The 19667-nt window shown below is 72.0% G+C and carries 22 protein-coding genes; 13 read left to right on the top strand and 9 right to left on the bottom strand.

Going from position 1 to position 19667, the window contains the following annotated elements; genetic code table 11:
* Window positions 1–8 precede the first annotated feature (8 nt).
* The 3 genes from clpB to CHF16_RS25855 all read left to right on the top strand — a co-directional run bounded on the left by clpB (window position 9) and on the right by CHF16_RS25855 (window position 4214).
* Window positions 9–2606, top strand: coding sequence for an ATP-dependent chaperone ClpB (gene clpB, locus CHF16_RS25865; protein ID WP_089328732.1), 2598 nt, complete (start codon window positions 9–11; stop codon window positions 2604–2606).
* A gap of 217 nt (window positions 2607–2823) precedes the next feature.
* Window positions 2824–3627 (top strand): lytic polysaccharide monooxygenase, encoded by an 804-nt coding sequence (locus CHF16_RS25860; RefSeq protein WP_089328769.1) that lies wholly within the window; start codon window positions 2824–2826, stop codon window positions 3625–3627.
* Window positions 3612–4214, top strand: coding sequence for a DUF305 domain-containing protein (locus CHF16_RS25855; protein ID WP_218826838.1), 603 nt, complete (start codon window positions 3612–3614; stop codon window positions 4212–4214). Before CHF16_RS25860 ends, CHF16_RS25855 begins: the two co-directional genes overlap by 16 nt.
* A 65-nt stretch (window positions 4215–4279) precedes the next feature.
* On the opposite strand, the gene CHF16_RS25850 is transcribed toward CHF16_RS25855, so the two are convergent.
* The 4 genes from CHF16_RS25850 to CHF16_RS25835 form a co-directional block, all read right to left on the bottom strand.
* The gene (locus CHF16_RS25850) at window positions 4280–4621 is read right to left on the bottom strand and encodes a hypothetical protein (protein ID WP_425427512.1); all 342 of its coding nucleotides are present in this window, start codon (window positions 4619–4621) and stop codon (window positions 4280–4282) included.
* Window positions 4622–4718: 97 nt separating this feature from the next.
* The gene (locus CHF16_RS25845; protein ID WP_089328730.1) at window positions 4719–5138 is read right to left on the bottom strand and encodes a roadblock/LC7 domain-containing protein; all 420 of its coding nucleotides are present in this window, start codon (window positions 5136–5138) and stop codon (window positions 4719–4721) included.
* 41 nt (window positions 5139–5179) lie between these two features.
* Window positions 5180–5872: a hypothetical protein gene (locus tag CHF16_RS25840; protein WP_089328729.1), complete on the bottom strand. Its 693-nt coding sequence runs from the start codon at window positions 5870–5872 to the stop codon at window positions 5180–5182.
* A 1-nt stretch (window position 5873) separates the two neighbouring features.
* Entirely contained in the window at window positions 5874–6251 is a 378-nt protein-coding gene (locus tag CHF16_RS25835) for a hypothetical protein (RefSeq protein WP_245869225.1), read from the bottom strand.
* 311 nt (window positions 6252–6562) lie between these two features.
* On the opposite strand from CHF16_RS25835, the gene CHF16_RS25830 reads away from it, so the two are divergent.
* The 4 genes from CHF16_RS25830 (at window position 6563) to CHF16_RS25815 (ending at window position 11696) form a co-directional block, all read left to right on the top strand.
* Window positions 6563–7573, top strand: a complete 1011-nt coding sequence (locus CHF16_RS25830) for an NAD-dependent epimerase/dehydratase family protein (RefSeq protein WP_089328728.1) — start codon at window positions 6563–6565, stop codon at window positions 7571–7573.
* An 11-nt stretch (window positions 7574–7584) separates the two neighbouring features.
* A complete protein-coding gene (locus CHF16_RS25825) occupies window positions 7585–9207 on the top strand; it encodes an alkaline phosphatase D family protein (protein WP_089328727.1) in 1623 nt (540 codons plus the stop codon).
* Window positions 9208–9588: 381 nt separating this feature from the next.
* A complete protein-coding gene (locus CHF16_RS25820; protein WP_089328726.1) occupies window positions 9589–10968 on the top strand; it encodes an NYN domain-containing protein in 1380 nt (459 codons plus the stop codon).
* A gap of 80 nt (window positions 10969–11048) precedes the next feature.
* Entirely contained in the window at window positions 11049–11696 is a 648-nt protein-coding gene (locus tag CHF16_RS25815; protein ID WP_245869220.1) for a tetratricopeptide repeat protein, read from the top strand.
* Between the two features lie 371 nt (window positions 11697–12067).
* On the opposite strand, the gene CHF16_RS25810 is transcribed toward CHF16_RS25815, so the two are convergent.
* Window positions 12068–12592 carry a lipase family protein gene (locus CHF16_RS25810; protein WP_089328724.1) on the bottom strand — a complete coding sequence of 175 codons (525 nt, stop codon included), beginning with the start codon at window positions 12590–12592 and terminating at the stop codon, window positions 12068–12070.
* A 71-nt stretch (window positions 12593–12663) separates the two neighbouring features.
* Between CHF16_RS25810 and pyrE the strand changes: the two genes are divergently transcribed.
* Window positions 12664–13200 (top strand): orotate phosphoribosyltransferase, encoded by a 537-nt coding sequence (pyrE, locus tag CHF16_RS25805; RefSeq protein ID WP_089328723.1) that lies wholly within the window; start codon window positions 12664–12666, stop codon window positions 13198–13200.
* A 4-nt stretch (window positions 13201–13204) separates the two neighbouring features.
* Here the strand turns inward: pyrE and CHF16_RS25800 are convergent, their stop codons facing one another.
* Complete coding sequence (locus tag CHF16_RS25800) at window positions 13205–13600, bottom strand: RodZ domain-containing protein (protein ID WP_245869217.1); 396 nt, start codon at window positions 13598–13600, stop codon at window positions 13205–13207.
* 72 nt (window positions 13601–13672) lie between these two features.
* Window positions 13673–14398 (bottom strand): DedA family protein, encoded by a 726-nt coding sequence (locus CHF16_RS25795; protein ID WP_089328721.1) that lies wholly within the window; start codon window positions 14396–14398, stop codon window positions 13673–13675.
* Between the two features lie 171 nt (window positions 14399–14569).
* Here CHF16_RS25795 and fbaA point away from each other — a divergent pair, with 171 nt between their 5' ends.
* The 5 genes from fbaA (at window position 14570) to CHF16_RS25770 (ending at window position 18187) form a co-directional block, all read left to right on the top strand.
* Window positions 14570–15592, top strand: a complete 1023-nt coding sequence (gene fbaA / locus CHF16_RS25790) for a class II fructose-bisphosphate aldolase (protein ID WP_089328720.1) — start codon at window positions 14570–14572, stop codon at window positions 15590–15592.
* A gap of 75 nt (window positions 15593–15667) precedes the next feature.
* Window positions 15668–16117 carry a winged helix-turn-helix transcriptional regulator gene (locus CHF16_RS25785; protein WP_089328719.1) on the top strand — a complete coding sequence of 150 codons (450 nt, stop codon included), beginning with the start codon at window positions 15668–15670 and terminating at the stop codon, window positions 16115–16117.
* 48 nt (window positions 16118–16165) lie between these two features.
* The gene (locus CHF16_RS25780) at window positions 16166–16675 is read left to right on the top strand and encodes a GNAT family N-acetyltransferase (protein WP_089328718.1); all 510 of its coding nucleotides are present in this window, start codon (window positions 16166–16168) and stop codon (window positions 16673–16675) included.
* Window positions 16676–16851: 176 nt separating this feature from the next.
* Window positions 16852–17685, top strand: coding sequence for a hypothetical protein (locus CHF16_RS25775; protein ID WP_089328717.1), 834 nt, complete (start codon window positions 16852–16854; stop codon window positions 17683–17685).
* Between the two features lie 79 nt (window positions 17686–17764).
* A complete protein-coding gene (locus tag CHF16_RS25770; RefSeq protein ID WP_218826837.1) occupies window positions 17765–18187 on the top strand; it encodes a DUF3151 domain-containing protein in 423 nt (140 codons plus the stop codon).
* Here the strand turns inward: CHF16_RS25770 and CHF16_RS40960 are convergent.
* Both CHF16_RS40960 and CHF16_RS40955 read right to left on the bottom strand, forming a co-directional pair.
* Window positions 18174–19046, bottom strand: coding sequence for an FAD/NAD(P)-binding protein (locus tag CHF16_RS40960; protein ID WP_218826836.1), 873 nt, complete (start codon window positions 19044–19046; stop codon window positions 18174–18176). The genes CHF16_RS25770 and CHF16_RS40960 overlap by 14 nt on opposite strands.
* A complete protein-coding gene (locus CHF16_RS40955; protein ID WP_218826835.1) occupies window positions 18968–19591 on the bottom strand; it encodes an FAD/NAD(P)-binding protein in 624 nt (207 codons plus the stop codon). The genes CHF16_RS40960 and CHF16_RS40955 overlap by 79 nt, the downstream gene beginning before the upstream one ends.
* Between the last annotated feature and the right edge of the window lie 76 nt (window positions 19592–19667).

Raw genomic sequence — 19667 nt, 5'->3', positions numbered from 1 at the left:
TGGGGACGATGGACTACAAGCTGACGCAGAAGAGCCAGGAGGCGGTGTCGGTCGCGGTCCGCAGGGCGGCGGCCGAGGGGCATCCCGAGGTCGAGCCGCAGCATCTGCTGGTGGCGCTGATCGCGCTGCAGGACGGGACGGCGGTACCGCTGCTGGAAGCGGTCGGCGCCGACTGGCAGGCGATCCGGCGGCGGGCCGAGGAGCAGCTCGCCGCGCTGCCGAAGGCGCAGGGGTCGACGGTGTCGTCCCCGCGGCTGTCGGGGCTGCTCCAGCGGTCGATCAACACGGCGGCGAACCGCGCGCAGCAGCTCGAGGACGAGTACGTCTCGACCGAGCACCTGCTGGTCGGCCTCGCCGCGGACGGCGGCCCGGCGGCGGGCCTGCTGAAGGAGTTCGGGGCGACGCCGCAGGCGCTGCTGGACGCGTTCGAAAAGGTGCGCGGGCACGCCCGCGTCACCAGCGAGAACCCGGAGGGCACGTACCAGTCGCTGGAGAAGTACGGCGTCGACCTGACGGCGGCGGCCCGCGACGGGCGGCTCGACCCGGTCATCGGCCGGGACGCGGAGATCCGCCGGGTCGTGCAGGTGCTGTCGCGCCGCACGAAGAACAACCCGGTGCTGATCGGTGAGCCCGGCGTCGGCAAGACGGCCGTGGTGGAGGGCCTCGCGCAGCGCATCATCGCGGGCGACGTGCCCGAGTCGCTGCGCGGCAAGAGGCTCGTCTCGCTGGACCTCGGCGCGATGGTCGCGGGCGCGAAGTACCGCGGCGAGTTCGAGGAGCGGCTGAAGGCCGTGCTGAACGAGATCAAGGAGTCCGAGGGGCAGATCGTCACCTTCATCGACGAGCTGCACACCGTCGTCGGGGCGGGCGCCGCCGAGGGCGCGATGGACGCCGGCAACATGCTGAAGCCGATGCTGGCGCGCGGCGAGCTGCGCATGATCGGCGCGACGACGCTGGACGAGTACCGCGAGCGCATCGAGAAGGACCCGGCGCTGGAGCGCCGCTTCCAGCAGATCTTCGTCGGCGAGCCCACCGTGGAGGACTCGATCGCGATCCTGCGCGGGCTGAAGGGCCGCTACGAGGCGCACCACAAGGTGCAGATCAACGACTCGGCGCTGGTCGCGGCGGCGACGCTGTCGGACCGCTACATCACCTCCCGGTACCTGCCGGACAAGGCGATCGACCTGGTGGACGAGGCCGCGTCCCGGCTGCGCATGGAGATCGACTCCCGTCCGGTGGAGATCGACGAGCTGCAGCGCGCGGTGGACCGGCTGAAGATGGAGGAGCTGAACCTCGCCAAGGAGACCGACGAGGCGTCCCGGCAGCGGCTGGAGCGGCTGCGCAGGGACCTCGCCGACAAGCAGGAGCACCTCACCGGGCTCGTCGCCCGCTGGGACAAGGAGAAGGCGAGCCTGAACCAGGTCGGCGAGATCAAGGAGCGGATCGACCAGCTGCGCGGCGAGGCGGAGCGCGCCCAGCGCGACGGCGACCTGGAGACGTCCGCGCGGCTCACCTACGGCGAGATCCCGGCGCTGGAGAAGCGGCTGGAGGAGGCGTCGGAGGCGGCCGAGAACCGCGACGCGATGGTCAAGGAGGAGGTCGGCCCGGACGACGTCGCCGACGTGGTCGCGTCCTGGACGGGCATCCCCGCCGGCCGGCTGCTGGAGGGCGAGACGGCGAAGCTGCTCCGCATGGAGGACGAGCTGGGCCGCCGCCTGATCGGGCAGGAGAACGCGGTCCGCACGGTGTCGGACGCGGTCCGCCGCGCCCGCGCGGGCATCTCCGACCCGGACCGCCCGACCGGCTCGTTCCTGTTCCTCGGCCCGACCGGCGTCGGCAAGACCGAGCTGGCGAAGGCGCTCGCGGAGTTCCTGTTCGACGACGAGCGGGCGATGACCCGCATCGACATGAGCGAGTACTCCGAGAAGCACAGCGTCGCCCGGCTGGTCGGCGCGCCGCCCGGGTACGTCGGCTACGAGGAGGGCGGGCAGCTCACCGAGGCCGTCCGGCGGCGCCCGTACTCGGCGGTCCTGCTGGACGAGGTGGAGAAGGCGCACCCCGAGGTGTTCGACATCCTCCTCCAGGTGCTGGACGACGGCCGGCTGACCGACGGGCAGGGCCGCACGGTCGACTTCCGCAACACGATCCTGATCCTCACGTCCAACATCGGGTCGCAGTTCCTCGTCGACCCGACGCTGGAGAACGGGGCGAAGCGGGAGTCGGTGTGGAACGCCGTCCGGAACTCGTTCAAGCCGGAGTTCCTGAACCGCCTCGACGACGTGATCCTGTTCGACGCGCTGTCGATGAGCGAGCTGACCCGCATCGTGGACCTGCAGGTCGAGAGGCTGGCCGAGCGGCTCGCCGACCGGCAGCTGACCCTCCACGTCAGCCCGGCGGCCCGCGAGTGGCTGGCGCTGACCGGCTACGACCCGCTGTACGGGGCGCGGCCGCTGCGCCGCCTCGTGCAGACGGCGATCGGCGACCAGCTCGCCCGGGAGCTGCTGTCCGGCGAGATCCGCGACGGCGACGAGATCATGGTGGATCTGGACGAGGCCGCGGACCGCCTGACGGTCGCGCCGAAGAGCGGTCTGAGCCTCACCAAGTAACGGTCACTCCCCCGGGCACGGGTCTCGACGGGCCGGCGCACACCGCGCCGGCCCGTTCGCGTCTCCAGCGTGCGGGCCCGTGACCTGCGGTGGGAGGCACCTTCACGGTCCCTTCGAGAATTATTAAAGTTTCTTTAGGGATTCCCCCGCTAGCGTCCGACGGCATTGCGGCACGCCGAAATCCGGCGGCCGCGGACGACCGTTGGAGGAGTTCCTCATGCGCAGGTCCGTCGCCTACCCCCTCGCCGCCGCGGCGGCCGTCGCGGCGCCGGTGCTCGTCGCCGCCCCCGCCTCGGCGCACGGCTACGTCTCGGCTCCCCCGAGCCGGCAGGCGCTGTGCGCGACGGGCGCCGTCCCCGACTGCGGCCCCATCCAGTTCGAACCGCAGAGCGTCGAGGGCCCGAAGGGGCTCAAGAGCTGCGACGGCGGGCTGAGCCAGTTCGCCGTCCTCGCCGACGAGAGCCGGAACTGGCCCGCCGCGTCCGTCGGCACCAGCGTCGACTTCCGGTGGGTGTTCACGGCGCGGCACCGCACGTCCAACTGGGAGTACTTCATCGGAAACACCAAGGTCGCCACGTTCGACGGCGGCAACCAGCAGCCCGACGCCGTCGTCACGCACAAGGTCGACCTCAGCAAGTTCCCGGGCAAGCGCACCGTCCTCGCCGTGTGGAACATCGGCGACACCCCGAACGCGTTCTACAGCTGCATAGACCTCAACGTGGGCGGCGGCGGGGGCGACGGTGGCGGCGGCGGTTCGCAGCCGGAGCCCACCACGGAGCCGGAACCGGCGCCGAGCCCGACGACGCAGGCGCCGACCGCACCGGCGCCGCCGCCGAGCAGCCGCCCGCCCGCGGCGACCGGTGAGCCCACCGCCGGCGGGACGTGGCGCGCGGGCGAAACGTACAAGACGGGCGACGTCGTGTCCTTCAACGGCGCCCGGTTCCGCTGCCGCCAGGGCCACACGGCGCTCCAGGGCTGGGAGCCGTCGCAGTTCACCCTCGCCCTGTGGCTGCCGCTGTGACGGCGGGTCGCCGCGCGCTCCTGCTGGCCGCGGCCCTCGCCGCACCCGTCCTGCTGACGGCGTGCAACGGCGAGCCCGCGAAGACGAAGGCGGCGAGCGCGGCCTCCAGCGCCCCGGCCTCCGGCTACAACGACGAGGACGTGGTCTTCCTGCAGATGATGGTGGCCCACCACCAGCAGGGCCTGGAGATGGTGCGCCTTGCCGCCGAGCGCGCCCCGCGCAAGGAGGTCCGGACGCTCGCCGCCGCCGTCGACGCGACGCAGTCGGAGGAGCTGAAGCTCATGAAGGCGTGGCTCGGCAAGTGGTCGAAGCCGACCACGTCCAAGGCGGCGGCGCAGACGCACCTGCACCACGGCGCCGCACCCGCCACCGGGGCCAAGGAGATCAGCACCCTGCGGAAGACGAAGGGCGGCGGCTTCGAGCCCGCCTTCCTCAACCTGTTCATCGGCCACCAGGGCAGCGCCGTGGAGATGGCCCGGACGGAGCAGAGCAAGGGCGCGAACCCCGAAGCCAAGGCGTTCGCCAAGCGCGTCGTGGAGTCGCGCAGCGCGGAGATCAGCCAGATGCTGCGCCTCCTCAACGCCTGACGACCCCTGCCCATGACGGGGTGGCCCGTCCACCGGGTGTGCGCCGGTGGACGGGCCCGTCTGCGTCAGACCTCCAGGTTCTCCTCGATCTCGCGGAGCCGGTGCCTGGCCAGGGCCAGGTTCGCGCGGGACCTGTCGAGGGCCGCGTAGAGGAACAGGCCCTTGCCCTTGCGGCCGGTCACCGGGCGGATGACGTGGTACTGGCTGGAGATGCTGATGAGGATGTCCTCGATCTCCTCCTTGAGGCCGAGCTGCTCCATGGTGCGCAGCTTGGCCCGCACCACCTCGGTGTTCCCGGCGGCGGCGACCTGCAGGTCGAGGGCCTTGGAGCTGCCCAGGTGCCCGAGCGCCATACCGCTGTTGTAGTCGACGACGGCGGCGCCGATCGCCCCGTCGATCGTCATCATGTCCTTCAGCGAGAGGTCGAGGTTGGACACGTGCTATCCCTTCGTCGTTGCTGTCGTCGTGCCTGTCGTGCCTGTGGTGCCTGTCGTCGGGCCGGTGTCATGGCCTTCGGCGCGGGGTCGAGAGATGGGCGGCGATGGCGCGCGCGACCGGGCGCGACTCCAGATGCAGCCGCCCCACGTTGACGGTCGGTTCCGCGAGGACGGTGAGGGACGCGGTCGGGCCGGCCGCGTAGATCACCACGTAGCCGTCCACCCCGCGGATCACCACCTCGTGGAACGCGCCGCCGTGCGCGGTCAGCGCGATCCGGTGCGCCAGCGACAGGCCCGTCGCCGTCACCGCCGCCATCCCGGTCGGTTCCACGTCCGCGGCCAGGTCGTGCGCGACGAGCAGCCCGTCCGCCGACGCGACCAGGCTGCCCGTGAGCTGCGGGACGCGCGCCCGCAGCGCGCGCAGCTCCGCCGCCACCTCGGCCTCGGGGACCCGCGCCGCGGTCCCCGTCCCCGCTCGTTTCGCCACCTTCGCCAGCCTTTCGATCAGTCGTCTCACCGGTCGTCCGGTCAGCCGAGCTCCACCAGCGCCGCCCGCAACCGGTCGAGCAGCGCGTGATCGGGCGCGGCCCACTCGACCGGCCCGTCCTCCCAGCCCCGCGGGGACGTGTTCACGGATCGCGCCGGCTCCATGGGCGGCGACTCCACCGGCGCCGTCTCGACCAGCGACGCCGCGGCCAGGCCGCGGACGGCGAGCAGGCAGCCGAACGCCGTCCGCCCGAGGTCGCGGGCCAGCCGCGCGGGCGTGCGGCGCCCGTCGGCGTTGAGCAGGATCTCCGCCTGGACGCCGGTGAGGATGACGCGCTGCCGCCGCACCCGGCGGACCGGCACGACGGGCGCCGTATCGACGTCCCCGCCCGGCCAGGCCGCGTCGAGCCGGGCGCGGCGCCGCCGCTGCTCGTGCACGAGCGTCGCCACGCCGATCCGCGGCGCGCCGTCCGCCCGCCGCGCCGGTTCCTCCGCGAACTCCGGCTCGGCCGGCGAGGCGAGCAGGAAGTAGGCGGCGTCGAACAGCGCGAGCAGCGCCGGCAGCCCGGGGTCGGGCCCGCCGGGCAGCTCGCCGGCGCCGGGCACGTGCCTGCTCTCGGCGCGGACGACGGCCCCGGCGGCGAGATGGAACGCGCCGTCGCCGCCCACCCGCAGCACGCCGGTGCGCCTTTCCCGCTCCAGCGCGCCGAGCACGGAGCGAATGTCGCCGCCCATGTCACCCGGCCGCCATTTCGCCGACGAGGCTCTGCATGCGCAGCCGCGCGAGCGCGAGATTGCCGTTCTCCCGGTCGAGCAGCAAATGGACGAAGAGATGCCCGTCCAGGTCGGCTCCCGAGAGGACCAAGAGGTGATATCCGGCCGCGCCGCACACGATGATCTCCTGGACCTCGTCGCCCGCCGCGGTGGCGCTGAGCGCCGGCGACTCCAGCACCGCGCGCACCACGTCGGTCGTGCCGGCCGCGTCCTCGTGCTGGTCGACGATGTCCTCGCGGCCCGCCGCCGCCACGGCGAGCCCGCTGGCGCAGTCCACCAGCGTCACCCGCCGGGCCCCCGGAATCGTCATCATCATGGCAAGGCAGTCGTCGATCCGCACTCATTCCCCCACCGAATGAGAGTTGCAGGAACTCGACCGTAGCGACAACTTTCCACCCTGCAACACCTATTAGTCGAATTAAGTCGACATCCCCCGATCGGGGTATGAATACCGTCGCGTATGCAGAATGGTCAGGCCCGTTTTCACGACGTCGCGGCAGAATCGGCCTGCCCGTCCGGGCCGATTCCGTCCCACCCGCAACCGCCCGGCACGACCCCGCGGGGACCGGCACGACTCCTCGGGGGCGGGGCGGTTCCGCTGTGAGCGTGAGGGCATTCCGTACGGAACGTACAGAAGGCAAAGTTCTCCGCATGAGGCTTCTGATGCTGGGCGGGACAGAGTTCGTAGGGCGGGCCATCACCGAGGACGCCCTCGCGCGCGGCTGGGACGTGACCGTCTTCCACCGCGGACGCCACGACCCGCCCGCCGGGACGCGGTCGCTGCACGGCGACCGCACCGCCGGCGGCGGCCTCAAGGCCCTGGCGGACGGCGAGTGGGACGCGGTGGTCGACACCTGGTCGGGCGCACCGTCCGCCGTGCGCGACGCCGCTCGCCTGCTCGCGGATCGGGTCGAGCGGTATGCCTACATATCCAGCCGTTCCGTCTACCGGTTCCCCACGGCGCCCGGCCTCACCGAGGAGGCGGCCGTGGTGGACGGCTCTCCGGACGCCGGTGACGTCGACTACGCCGCCGCGAAGCGAGGCGGCGAACTCGCTGCACTCGACGCCTTCGGTGACAAGGCGCTGCTGGTGCGGGCCGGTCTCATCCTGGGGCCGTACGAGAACATCGGGCGCCTGCCGTGGTGGCTGAACCGCATAGCCCGAGGCGGTGACGTCCTGGCTCCAGGCCCACGCGACCTGGGCTTGCAGTACAGCGACGTACGCGACCTGGCCACCTGGACCTTGGACGCCGCAGAGCGAGGCTTGGGCGGCCCCTACAACCTGGTCAGCCCACCGGCCCACACGACGATGGAGGAGCTGCTCGAAGCCTGCATCCGCGTAACGGGCTCCAAGGCCAACCTCGTCTGGACGCCCCCCGAGACCATCCTGGACGCGGGCATCGAGCCATGGACGGACCTTCCCATCTGGCTTCCGCCCGGCGAAGCCCACGACACCCTGCACAAAGCCAACGTCGACAAGGCCCTCGCCGCCGGGCTGCGCTGCAAGCCCGTCCAGGAGACGGTCGCCGACACCTGGGACTGGCTCCAGTCGATAGGCGGAAGCGCACCGCAGCGCCCGGACCGTCCAGTGGTGGGCCTGGCGCCCGAGAAGGAGGCCGAGACGCTCGGCACCGGGTGGACGCGACAGGGTCCCGTCCGCTAGAGAGACGTCCTATGAGCGCATTGGTACTCGGGCCACATCTCCGGCATGTGAGTCACCACACCGCGACCATCTGGGTGGAGACCGAGCGGCCCTGCGAGGTCCGGGTCGTCAACGAGGTGCACGGCGTCGACGCGTCCGCCCGGACGTTCACCGCCCACGGCCACCACTACGCGCTCGTCGAGGTCGACGGGCTCCCGGCGGGCTCGCGCATCCCCTACGAGGTGCGCACCGACGGCGAGACCGTCTGGCCCGAGGACGACGGCTTCCCGCCCTCCCAGCTCCGGACGCTGGACGAGAGCGGCCGGCTGCGGATCTCGTTCGGGTCCTGCCGCCGCTCGCCCGGCACCGTGGCGGAGTTCGGGCACGACGCGCTCGCCGCGTTCGCCGAGCGGCTGCGGACCGGCGGCGACGCGGTCGCCTGGCCCGACATCCTGCTCATGGTCGGCGACCAGGTGTACGCCGACGAGCTGAGCGACGAGATGCGCGCGTTCATCGGCGGCCGGCGCGGCCCCGACGACCAGCCCGCCGACGAGGCCGCCGACTTCGAGGACTACACGCAGCTCTACCAGCTCGCCTGGCACGGCGACCCGGCCGTCCGGTGGCTGCTGTCGACCGTCCCGACCCTCACGATCTTCGACGACCACGACATCCGGGACGACTGGAACACCTCCTACGCCTGGCGCCGGGAGATGTGGTCGCAGCCCTGGTGGAAGGACCGCATCACCGGCGGGATCGGCTCGTACTGGATCTACCAGCACCTCGGGAACATGTCGCCGCGTGACCGGGCGTCCGACCCGCTGTTCGCGGCGCTGCGCGAGGCGTCCGACACGACGGGCGACGCCGGGGCCGTGCTGGACGAGTTCGCGGAGCGGGCCGACAAGGAACCCGCCAGCATGCGCTGGAGCTACGCCCACGACTGGGGCGGCACCCGCCTCATCGTCGTCGACAGCCGGTGCTCGCGGCTGCTCACCGCCGACCGGCGCGGGATGCTCGACGACGAGGAGTTCGACTGGCTGGACGGCCAGTGCCAGGGCGGCATGGACCACCTGCTCATCGCCAGTTCCCTGCCCTACCTGCTGCCCAGGGCGATCCACCACGCCGAGTCGTGGAACGAGGCCGTCGCCGGCGGCGCCTGGGGCAAGCGCGGCGCCGCGGTCGGCGAGAAGATCAGGCAGGCCGCCGACCTGGAGCACTGGGCCGCGTTCGAGGAGTCGTTCCGCGACGTGGCCGCCGACGTCGTCGCCGTCGGACGCGGCGAGCGCGGCCCGGCGCCGGCGAGCATCTCCTTCCTGTCCGGCGACATCCACTACTCCTACCTGGCGCGGGTCACCGAGCCGGGCACGCAGTCGAAGGTGTCCCAGATCGTCTGCTCGCCGCTGCGGAACCCGCTGCAGGGCAGGTTCAGGTGGGCGAACCGCATCGCGTACTCGCGGGCGGCGGGCGCCCCGTTCCGGCTGCTGGCGAAGCTCGCGAAGGTGCCCGCCCCGCCCCTGCGGTGGCGGATGACCGAGGGCCCCTGGTTCCACAACGCCATCGCGACGGTCGAAGTGTCGGGGCGCGACTGCAACGTGCGCTGGGAGAGTCCGCACGACGACGGCCGCCTCAGCGAGATGGGCCGCGCCCGCATCACCTGACACGCCCGCCGCCCGCCCGCGGCCTGGCAAAAGGAAAACGCGTCCGAAATGTATGACCGTCTGTGGTCAAGCGACCACAACGCGCGAGTTCCGGAAAGGTTTCGAGTAGGGTTCGGATACCGGTTTCGAACCCGTGAGCTGCTTCTTCCCGTAAAGATCCGCCGGAAGCGCCGGGCCGGCGCGAAACGGCTGGTAGCGTCCGGCCGCGGCTCCCATTTCATAGTTACCGGGGAGTCGCCAACGGGCGGGTCGTCATGAAAGAGTGGCGAATCGCCGTATTGGCCTACTGGGCTGCAGGGCTTCACTACGCTATAAGCGCCCGGGGTCGCTACGCCGAGTGGGCACGCTGCGGGCTCCCGTGTTGAGGAAGGACGGTGCCGCATGGATCGTTGCGCGCTGTTCGTTGACGCCGGCTATCTGCTGGCGGACGGTGCCATGGCCGTGCACGGCACGCGCCATCGCGAAACGGTCTCCTGGGACTTCGGCGGCCTCCTGCAACTCCTCGGCAACCTCGCCAGGGAACGCACGGGCATGCCGCTGCTGCGCTGCTACTGGTACGAGGCGACCGTCGAGGGCCGCCGCACGCCCGAGCACGACGCGCTCGCCGACCTCCCCGGCCTCAAGCTGCGCCTCGGCCGCGTCCGGCCCGGCCGCCGCGAGGGCGTCGACACCGAGATCCACCGCGACCTGATGACCCTCGCCCGCAACGGCGCGCTCGCCGACGCCGTCCTGGTCAGCGGCGACGAGGACCTCGCGCAGATCGTCACCGACGCCCAGGACCTCGGCGTCCGCGTCACCGTCGTGCACGTCGCCGTCGACGGCAACTGGACGATCTCCCGGGTGCTGCGGCAGGAGTGCGACGACCTCATCGAGATCGGGTCCGGCCACCTGCGCCCCTACGTCAACCTGCTCGCCGGCATGGACGGCACGTCCGGCTCCTCCCTCGGGTCCGGCCCCCTGTCCAACGGGCACGGCGGCGGCGGGAACGGCCACGGCGGCTCCCTCGGCCCCCTGGCCCCGGCCGCGCACAGCGGACCACCGCCCTCGTCACCCGTCACCGGGCCGCCCGTCCCGAGTTCCTCCGCGCCGCCCATGCCGTCCGTCCGCGACCTCGGCCCCGCCATGACCGGCGGGTTGAGCGGCGGCTCCGGCGGCGGCACCACCGGCCCGATGTCGCTGCCCGGCGGCTCCGGCGGCGGCCTCGGCGGATCGTCCTACGGCACCGGCGGCCAGCAGGCCCCGCTTCAGCCCGCCTCCACCACCGGCCCGTCCCCCCTGTCCGGGCCGTCCTCCACCCAGGCGCCCTCGGCACCGGCCCCCTCCGCCCCGGCCCCCTCCGCACCGCCCGCGCCCTCACCCGCGCCGCCGCCGAACACCGGGCCGCAGTACTCCTCGTCGCCCATCCCCGCGCCGTCCCCGCCTCCTCCGCCGCAGACGCTTCCGTCGCAGCAGCCGACCGGCCAGCACGGCCCCTACACCGGGCCGCAGCAACTCCCCGTCCCGGCGCAGAGCACCCCGACCCTCGCCGACGCCGTGAAGTCCGCCCACCAGGAAGGCCAGGACTTCGGCGAATCCGTCGCCCGCGACGCGCCCGCGCTGTGGCTCGAAGCCGTCCTCGCCCGCAAACCGCGCATGCCGTCCGACCTCGAGGCGCGGCTCCTCCAGGGCTCCTCCCTGCCGATCGACTTCCTCCTGCACGACGAGGTCCGGCACGCCCTGCGCCGCGGATTCTGGGACGCGCTAGAACGTTCCCGCAGGTGAGCTGACAGGTACGCGGCGGTATTCGACGATCATCGTCGATTCGCCCGCTTCGGCCGTGCGGCGCCGGGTAGCGTTGAAGCGTGACGCATGTGACGGAAGACGATCTCGACGACCTGGAGTTCGACACCCTGCGCACCGGCGATCACATCTCGGCGGCACGCCGGCTGTCCGAGCTGGCCGAGTCGGTCTCCGGTGGGGTGTCACGCGCCAACGTCCTGCTGCGGGCCGGCGAGCAGTGGCAGCACGCCGGCGACCACGCCAAAGCCGCCGAGCTGTACCGCAGGGCCATGGAGGACGGCGGCGAGACCTACGGCGACCCCCGCGCCTACCTCGCCGACGCGCTCTTCGAACTGGGCCGCGCCGACGAGGCCCGCACCCTCCTCGACCAGATCCGCGCCGACAGCCCCCGCGACCCCGAGGTGTACCGCGCCGTCGCCGAAGTGCTCTACGCCCAGGGCGACGCCACCGGCGCCCACGAATGGGCCACCAGCGGCGCCGACGTCGTCCTCGCCATCCGCGACCGCGCCGTCGGCACCGGCATGGGCGGCGGCCCCGACGAAGCCCCCGCCCCCGACGCCGACACCCTCACCCCCGGCCCCGACGACGCCGCCATCGCCGAAGACAGCCTCGAAGCCCTCCTCCGCCTCCGCTACCGCGCCCGCGTGGACCTCGGCAGAAGCGAGGACGACTACGACGCACTGCTGGATGATCTACTAAAAAACGCGTGACTGTGTTGGCCCAGGGGGCGACCCCCTGGAACCCCCGTCACGAGCCGGTCGATCCTCACGCCACGGTGCGGCTTGCTGTGACCGTGCGGGTTGTGACCGTGTCGCTGCGGTCGCCCGGCTCGACGGGCATGCCCGCTGCGCTCGCTAGCGCTCACTCCGCGTGCCTGCCCGTTGCTGGCCCAGGGGGGCGACCCCCTGGAACCCCCGTTGCGAGCCGGTCGATCCTCACGCCACGGTGCGGCTTGCTACGACCGTGCGAGTTCCCGACGTGTCGCTGCGGTCGCCCGGCTCGGCGGGCATGCCCGCTGCGCTCGCTAGCGCTCACTCCGCGCGCCTGCCCGTGATGGGGGCTGGGGTTGTTGGTCTGGGTGTTAGAGCTCGGTTATCAGTTCGCTTAGGGACTGGGCGACTGTGGTGGGGGGTTCGGGGGTTGTTGTGCGCCAGCCGCGTAGGTGCGCCTCTCTGAGGGCTTCCGCGTGGTTGGGGGAGGCTGTGCGGTCCGAATGGGTCTGGAGGTAGCCGCAGGGCGCCTCAGGCCAATCTGGGGCCAGCGGGAGGTCGTTTGAGGGGTCGGCGTGGTCGTGCTGGCCGCGGCGGGGGAGGTCGGCGTCCACGAAGACGTAGCCCGCTACGGGGCGGTGGGCGGCTCGCTGCGCCAGAGCGATGCCGGGCAACAGGGGGCCCGCGGCGCCGTGGGCGACGAGCGCGAGCGGCGGGGTCGGGGCCGTCGCGGTGATGATCAGGGAGACGCGGGCGATGTAGCGGGGGCCCGTCTCGTCCGGGACGTCCGGCGCCACCACGTCCAGGCCGTAGGAGCGGAGCATCTCCGGCAGATCGCCCCAGGAGGCCGCGGTGGCGTGCGGGGCGTGCAGCAGGACGACGGTTCCGGGAGTCACGCCGCCGAACCTACACGCGCGCGGGAGGACCGCGGCGCCAGGGCGCGGGTACAGGTCAATAGGCTCTGAGCGTGAGCGATCGTGACGAGCTGCTGCAGAAGATCAAGGACAAGGCCGTGGTGCACGGCGACTTCGTGCTGTCGTCGGGCAAGCGGGCGTCCTGGTACGTGGACCTGCGCCGGGTGACGCTGGACGGCACCGCGGCGCCGCTGGTGGGGCGGGTCATGCTGGACGAGACCGCCGACCTCGAGTACGACGCCGTCGGCGGGCTCACGCTCGGCGCGGACCCCGTGGCGACCGCGATGCTGCACGCGGCGGCGGCGCGGGGGCGGGCGCTGGACGCGTTCGTCGTCCGCAAGGCGGGCAAGGCGCACGGGCTGCAGCGCCGCATCGAAGGGCCGGACGTCGCCGGGCGGCGCGTCCTCGCGGTCGAGGACACCTCCACCACGGGCGGGTCCGTGCTGACCGCGGTGGAGGCGCTGCGGGAGGCGGGCGCGGAGGTCGTGGCGGTCGCGACGATCCTGGAGCGCGGCGCGGCCGGGCGGATCGCCGAGGAGGGGCTCGTCTACCGCCACCCTTACGACGTCGCGGACCTCGGCTTGGGCTGAGGGGTCAGTTCTTCGCCTTGACGAACCACTGGCCGCGCTGGCCGGCGGCCTTGCGCGGCTGCACCTCGCCGTAGATGACGACCTTCAGGGAGCCGCCGTTGCCGGCGACGACCTGAAGGGGCGCCTGCTCGTACTTGAGCGTGTCCCCGGTGTTGAGCGTGGTGTTCGTCAGCACCTTGCCGCCGGTGTCGGCGACGCGGACCACGACGTTGGTGGGCTGGCCCGTCACGCTGATGACCAGGGGGACGTCGGACGCGGGCGTCGTCTTCTCGTCGGGGCTCGGGGTCGCCTTGCCGCTCGACGGCGAGGCCGCCGTCGACGGCCCGGTCTGGTCGGGTTCGCCCGTGATCGCATTGACCAGGGCCATGCCGCCGACCACGAGAAGGGCCAAGGCGGCCACCACGGCCAATGCCGCGATCAGTATGCGCGCGAGACCCCTAGGGTCCGACCGATGACGTCCCACATGGGGAGGTTAGCGATAACTGTCACCGCTGAGCGACGGACGTGACTCTTCGGGACCATTCTTATCTGGACCGTGGTCCGCTTTACGCCCCTTCAGCACCTCCCGGATGATCGGGATCACCGACAGGATGAGGATCACCGCGACGCCCGGAAGGATGTACTTCTCGATGTCCGGGACCTCGGAACCGAGGAAGTGGCCGAGCAGGAACAGGGCGTCCGTCCAGAGCACGCCGCCGACGACGTTCCAGATGAAGAACCGCTTGGCGTCCATGCCGAGCATGCCGGCGAGCGGGTTCAGGAACGTGCGGACGATCGGGATGAACCGCGCCAGCACCACCGCCTTCGCGGGGCCGAACCGGTTGAAGTAGTGCTCGGCCTTCTCCACCCACTCCTGCTTGAAGATGCGGGAGTCGGGCCGGTCGAACAGCTTGCGGCCGTATCTCGCGCCGAGCCAGTGGCCGAGCTGGGCGCCGGCGACCGCCGCGACCGGGCCGCCGACCAGCAGCCAGGGCAGCGACAGGGGCTGGAACTCCTGCCCGTTGACGGTCGAGACCGCCGTGAGGATCCCCGCCGTGAAGAGCAGCGAGTCGCCCGGAAGGATGCAGCCGAAGAGCAGTCCGGTCTCCGCGAAGATGATGGCGAGCACGCCGATCGTCGCGAAGGTGCCGAAGAGCTGCAACCATGCGGTGGGGTGCAGCCACTCTGTGATGTTCAGGGGAAGGGTCGTGAGATCCACACGGCGAGCGTACCTTTCAACCCGCTCCGTAGAGGCGGGATACTGGGGGTGGACGGCATGCCCGACCCGGAAAACGCGTGACCAGGGCGCTCGCCCGGGTACGCGGAGGACCGGGTGCTACCGCCCGGCGGGACGCCCGGCGGCACCGCTGCGTATGAAAGGACGCTGACAATGCCCATCGCAACGCCCGAGGTCTACGCGGAGATGCTCGACCGTGCGAAGCAGGACGGCTTCGCCTTCCCCGCGATCAACGTGACGTCCAGCCAGACGCTGAACGCCGCGCTGCGCGGCTTCGCCGAGGCCGAGAGCGACGGGATCGTGCAGGTGTCCACCGGCGGAGCCGAGTACCTGTCCGGCTCCACGGTGAAGGACATGGTCACCGGCGCGACCGCGCTGGCCGAGTACGCCCGGGTCGTGGCCGCCAAGTACCCGGTGAACATCGCCCTGCACACCGACCACTGCCCGAAGGACAAGCTGGACGGGTTCATGCGCCCGCTCATCAAGATCTCCCAGGAGCGGGTCGCCCGCGGCGAGGAGCCGCTGTTCCAGTCGCACATGTGGGACGGGTCCGCCGTCGAGCTGCACGAGAACCTGCAGATCGCCGCCGAGCTGCTGGAGCAGTGCGCCAAGGCCCGCATCATCATGGAGATGGAGATCGGCGTCGTCGGCGGCGAGGAGGACGGCGTCGCCAACGAGATCAACGAGAAGCTCTACACGACGCCGGGCGACGCGCTCGCGACCGCCGAGGCCGTCGGCGTGGGCGACAAGGGCCGCTACATCCTCGCGGCGACGTTCGGCAACGTGCACGGCGTCTACAAGCCGGGCTCCGTCAAGCTGCGCCCCGAGGTGCTCAAGGAGATCCAGGACGCGGTCGGCGCCAAGTACGGCAAGGACAAGCCGTTCGACCTGGTCTTCCACGGCGGTTCCGGCTCGTCGCTGGAGGAGATCCGCGAGGCCGTCTCCTACGGCGTCGTGAAGATGAACATCGACACCGACACGCAGTACGCGTTCACCCGCCCGGTCGCCGAGCACATGTTCCGCAACTACGACGGCGTGCTGAAGGTCGACGGCGAGGTCGGCAACAAGAAGCAGTACGACCCGCGCTCGTGGGGCAAGGCCGCGGAGGCCGCCATGGCCGCCCGCGTCACCGAGGCCGCCGAGCACCTCCAGTCCGCCGGCAAGAAGCTCAAGTAAAGAAGCCGCAACGACGGCCCCAGGGGACGCCCCTGGGGCCGCGTTGTTTCATGAAACTCGGGTAGTGTCCGGCATGTGGCACTACCTCGGACGTACGAGTCGCAGAACTGCTCCGTCGCCCGGTCGCTGGAGGTCGTCGGCGACCGGTGGACGATGCTGGTGATCCGCAGCGCCTTCCAGGGCGTCCGGCGCTTCGACGACTTCCAGGACGTGCTCGGCGTGGCCCGCAACGTCCTCACCGACCGGCTGAACCGGCTGTGCGACGAGGGCATCATGCGCCGCGTTCCCTACCAGCAGCGGCCGGAACGGTTCGAGTACCGGCTCACCCGCAAGGGCGTGGAGCTGTGGCCCGCGGTCATGACGCTGCTGATGTGGGGCGACCGCCACTACGCGCCGGACGGACCACCGCTGATCATCGGCCATCGCGGCTGCGACGGCCGGCTGACCCCCGACTTCACCTGCGACTCCTGCGGCGCGCGCCTCGGTCCGTCCGACGTTGATCCCCGGCCGGGTCCGGCCGCCTGACGAACTTTTGGGTTGCTTCACGCAACCTTCTGCGGTCCAATGAGTTGCATGAAGAAACTCGATGCGCGCGGCCTCGCCGACGTGCGGATCCGGCCGTACGGGGTCACCGACGGCCCGCGCGTGCGGCGGATGTCGGACCGGCTCTCGTCCGCCAGCCTCTACACGCGCTTCTTCTCCGGCACGCCGCGCATCCCCGAGTACTACGTGGGCATGCTCGACCGCCTCGACCACTGGGACCGCGAGGCCATGGTCGGCCTGGACGGCGACGAGATCGCGGGCATCGCCGAGTACGTCCGCGACGCCGAGCGGCCCTGGCGGGCGGACGTCGCCGTCCTCGTCGCCGACCCCTGGCAGCACCGCGGGCTCGGCAGCGCCCTGGTCGGCTACCTCGCCCAGCTCGCGGCGCGGCGCGGCATCACCGGGTTCGACGCGGACGTCATCCTGACGAACCGGCAGGGGATCTCGTTCGTCCACCGGGGCTGGCCGGCAGCCCGCTCCCGGCTGGACGGCGAGTCGGCGCACTTCAGCCTGCCGCTCCCCGGCCCCGCCATGGTCTGACGGCATCCCGGCGCGCGGCCGGTACCGGTCAGTAGCTTCATCTCTCCGTGACAAAAAGGATCTTGAGCACGGGCGAGTGGATCTTTACAGTGCCTACTGGAACGTTCTCACGCGCCGCTCGGGCGCTTGCGAGAAGAAAGGCACCCCACCTCGTGACATCCTCACCCCGTGCCCTGATGCGGCCCCTGCGGCGCTCCGCCCGCCTGCTGTCCGCCCTCGCCCTGGCCGTGCCGGCCGTCGTCGGCCTCGGCGCCGCTCCCGCGGCGGCGGCTCCCGGCGAGAACGCGCCCGTCACCTTCGACTACAGCGACTGCCCCGACCAGCTGCCGGTGGGCGCGAACCCCGCCAACTGGCAGTGCGCGATCATCGTCCTCGGCAGCGGCACCATGAAGCTCGGCTCGATGACCCAGGAGATCACCGAGCCGATCACGATCACCGTGCAGAGCGGCTACGACCCCGCGGTCGGCGACCCCATCAACAACTTCGTGAGCATGAAGTCCAAGGCGATGACCGTGCCGGGAGGCGCGCTCGGCATCCCCGGATCGGAGGGCATCCCCCTGCTCGACCTCAAGGTCAAGACGAAGTACGTCGGCAATTTCCGGCTCTTCACCACGGAGCAGGGCCAGTACGCCTCCACCATGGACATGAGGATCAAGCTCAAGAACGACCTGCTCGGCGACGACTGCTACATCGGCTCCAAGAAGGCGCCGGTGTCGCTCAACCTCGTCGGCGACAACGACTCGGTCGAGTGGTTCGACAACGCCATCGCCATGAAGATGAACGACACGACGTTCTCGGTGCCCGCGAGCAGCTGCGGCTGGCTCGGCTGGCTCGTCGACTTCCGCTCCGGGCTGCCGTCGGCGTCCGGGGGCAACGCCGCGAACTTCCAGATGTACCTGGCGAGCAAGAGCTACACCGAGCTGTTCCCCGCCATGCGGACCCAGGCGCGTGCCACTGAGGCGCCGAAGCTGAGCGACCAGGTCGCCCGCCTCTTCCAGGCCCGCAAGTAACCGACGGCTCACGTGCGGGCGCTCCGGTTCCCCGGGGCGCCCGCCCCTGCTTGCCGGGCGCGCGACGGGCCTGCTTACGATGGCCCGCATGACCCAGAACCTGCTCGGCGGCCCTCCTCCGACCGAACTCCCGGACAATCCCGAAGCCCGGACGGCCCTGGAGAACGGCGTCGACCCGTTCGAAGTCGCCGCGCGCCACCCGGACTACCCCGGCGCGTGGGCCGAGCTGGCCGACCGTGCCTTCGCCAACGGCTCCGTCATCGACTCCTACGCCTTCGCCCGCACCGGCTACCACCGCGGCCTGGACCAGCTCCGCCGGGCCGGCTGGAAGGGCCACGGGCCCGTCCCGTGGGAGCACGAGGCCAACCGCGGCTTCCTCCGCGCCCTGCACGCCCTCGGCCGCGCCGCCGCGGCGATCGGCGAGGAGGACGAGGCCGAGCGCTGCAAGACGTTCCTGCGCGACAGCAGCCCCACGGCCTCGGACGTCCTCAACGGCTCCTGATCGAGCGGGCCGCCCGGTGCGCCTGGGCGGCCACGCCCGGAATCCCCGAGACCAGGAACGGCCCTCCGCCGGCCAGGTCCCCGACGACGTGCAGACGCTGATCGGGGCGGCCCTCGATGAGGAGCCGGCCCGTGCCGGGATCGGTCGCGAGGCCGCCGTCCGAATCCTGCGCGGCGCCCTGGGCCAGGAGGGACGTGGCGAGCGCCTCCGCAGCCCGCGGGATCGCGTGCGGCGGCGGGTTGACCGCGTTGATCACGGCGCCGGCCGTGCGGACGCCCGCCGCGTGGGTGATCCGGAACCGGCGGCCGGGCTCGATCTTCTCCAGCCCCGGCAGCGCCTCCAGCGTCCCCGCCTCGAACAGCTCCAGGAGCACTGCGGCGTTGCGGGGCACCATCGGTGAGGCCAGGCTCGTGACCGTCCGGAGATGGCGGGTGCGGAGCCGCTCCCGGTCGCTCGGGGGAAGCAGCCGCCAGGCGATCGGGCCGGCGGTGTGCGCGGCCTCCTGCACGATGCGGCGGCCGAGCTGCGGGGCGTCCACCATGGCGAGCTGCTCGCGCAGGTTCGCGGCCGGGTCCCGGCGCATCGCCGCGGTGATCCAGGCGGCCAGCTCGTCCCAGCTCTCGCCGCGCTCCGCCAGCTCCGCGCGGATCAGGTCGGCGAATCCGGAGAGGGTGACCGGGCCGCCGAGGGACCGCAGCCGCTCGGGCGCCAGGTGCCGGAGGCCCGTCTCGGTCGGACGCTGCCAGACGAACGGGAGCGCGCCGCTCCGCGACACCAGGCTCATCCGGCCGGTGTGCCCGCGCGCGGCGAGGGAGACCACGATGTCGACGGCGGTGAGGCCGCCGCCGATGACGGCCACGTCGCATTCGGAGGGGACGCCTTCGAGGGTCCGTTCCAGCGGGTAGGGGTCGGCGGTGAAGCCGGGTGCGCCCGCCAGCCCGTAGAGGTCGCGGGGCGTGCCGCCTCCGACGCACAGCACGACCTGGTCGGCCGTTCGGGTCCGGCCGTCCGCCGTGTGGACGGCCGGCCGGCCAGGGACACACCGGTCACCGCCGACGGGACGACCTCCGCCTCGGTGAAGCGGGCGAGTGCCGCCTCGGCGGTGTCCGCCAGGTACCGCCCGTAGGCGGCGCGTGGCGGGATCGGGCTGCCGAGCCGCTCGTCGAGGTAGCTCGCCGGTCGGCCGTCCAGCCAGCGCGCGTAGTGGTGCGGGTCCCCCGCCCGGATCGACATGATCGGCGGCGGGGCGTTGACGAGGACGGAGTCCAGGTCGGGCCGGTAGGGGCGGCCCCGCCACGGCGCGTCCGAGGGGTCCAACACGGTGACGGTACGCACGTCCGAGGGATCGAGGGCGTCCAGCAGCGCGACGGCCGCCGCGCCCGCCCCGATGATCGCGATGTCCATGCCGCCGAGCCTCGCCGCCCGGCCGCGCCCGCCCCATCCCGCGGACGCGGGGATCCGCCCGCGCCGCGATCCCCCG

The organism is Actinomadura meyerae, from assembly GCF_900188445.1.
Lineage (GTDB): Bacteria > Actinomycetota > Actinomycetes > Streptosporangiales > Streptosporangiaceae > Spirillospora > Spirillospora meyerae.
The sequence above is the reverse complement of the archived record's forward strand: the minus strand, read 5'-3'. Positions and strand labels throughout refer to the sequence as shown.

Bases quoted from the DNA above. Each gene is read 5' to 3' on its own strand.
- fbaA (WP_089328720.1), top strand. From the start codon at position 14,570: ATGCCCATCGCAACGCCCGAGGTCTACGCGGAGATGCTCGACCGTGCG.
- CHF16_RS25830 (WP_089328728.1), top strand. From the start codon at position 6,563: ATGAGGCTTCTGATGCTGGGCGGGACAGAGTTCGTAGGGCGGGCCATC.
- CHF16_RS25770 (WP_218826837.1), top strand. From the start codon at position 17,765: ATGGCCCGCATGACCCAGAACCTGCTCGGCGGCCCTCCTCCGACCGAA.
- CHF16_RS40955 (WP_218826835.1), bottom strand. From the start codon at position 19,591: ATGGACATCGCGATCATCGGGGCGGGCGCGGCGGCCGTCGCGCTGCTG.
- CHF16_RS25820 (WP_089328726.1), top strand. From the start codon at position 9,589: ATGGATCGTTGCGCGCTGTTCGTTGACGCCGGCTATCTGCTGGCGGAC.
- CHF16_RS25780 (WP_089328718.1), top strand. From the start codon at position 16,166: ATGAAGAAACTCGATGCGCGCGGCCTCGCCGACGTGCGGATCCGGCCG.
- CHF16_RS25825 (WP_089328727.1), top strand. From the start codon at position 7,585: ATGAGCGCATTGGTACTCGGGCCACATCTCCGGCATGTGAGTCACCAC.
- CHF16_RS25860 (WP_089328769.1), top strand. From the start codon at position 2,824: ATGCGCAGGTCCGTCGCCTACCCCCTCGCCGCCGCGGCGGCCGTCGCG.
- CHF16_RS25840 (WP_089328729.1), bottom strand. From the start codon at position 5,872: ATGGGCGGCGACATTCGCTCCGTGCTCGGCGCGCTGGAGCGGGAAAGG.
- CHF16_RS25850 (WP_425427512.1), bottom strand. From the start codon at position 4,621: ATGATGACGATCGACGGGGCGATCGGCGCCGCCGTCGTCGACTACAAC.
- CHF16_RS25775 (WP_089328717.1), top strand. From the start codon at position 16,852: ATGCGGCCCCTGCGGCGCTCCGCCCGCCTGCTGTCCGCCCTCGCCCTG.
- clpB (WP_089328732.1), top strand. From the start codon at position 9: ATGGACTACAAGCTGACGCAGAAGAGCCAGGAGGCGGTGTCGGTCGCG.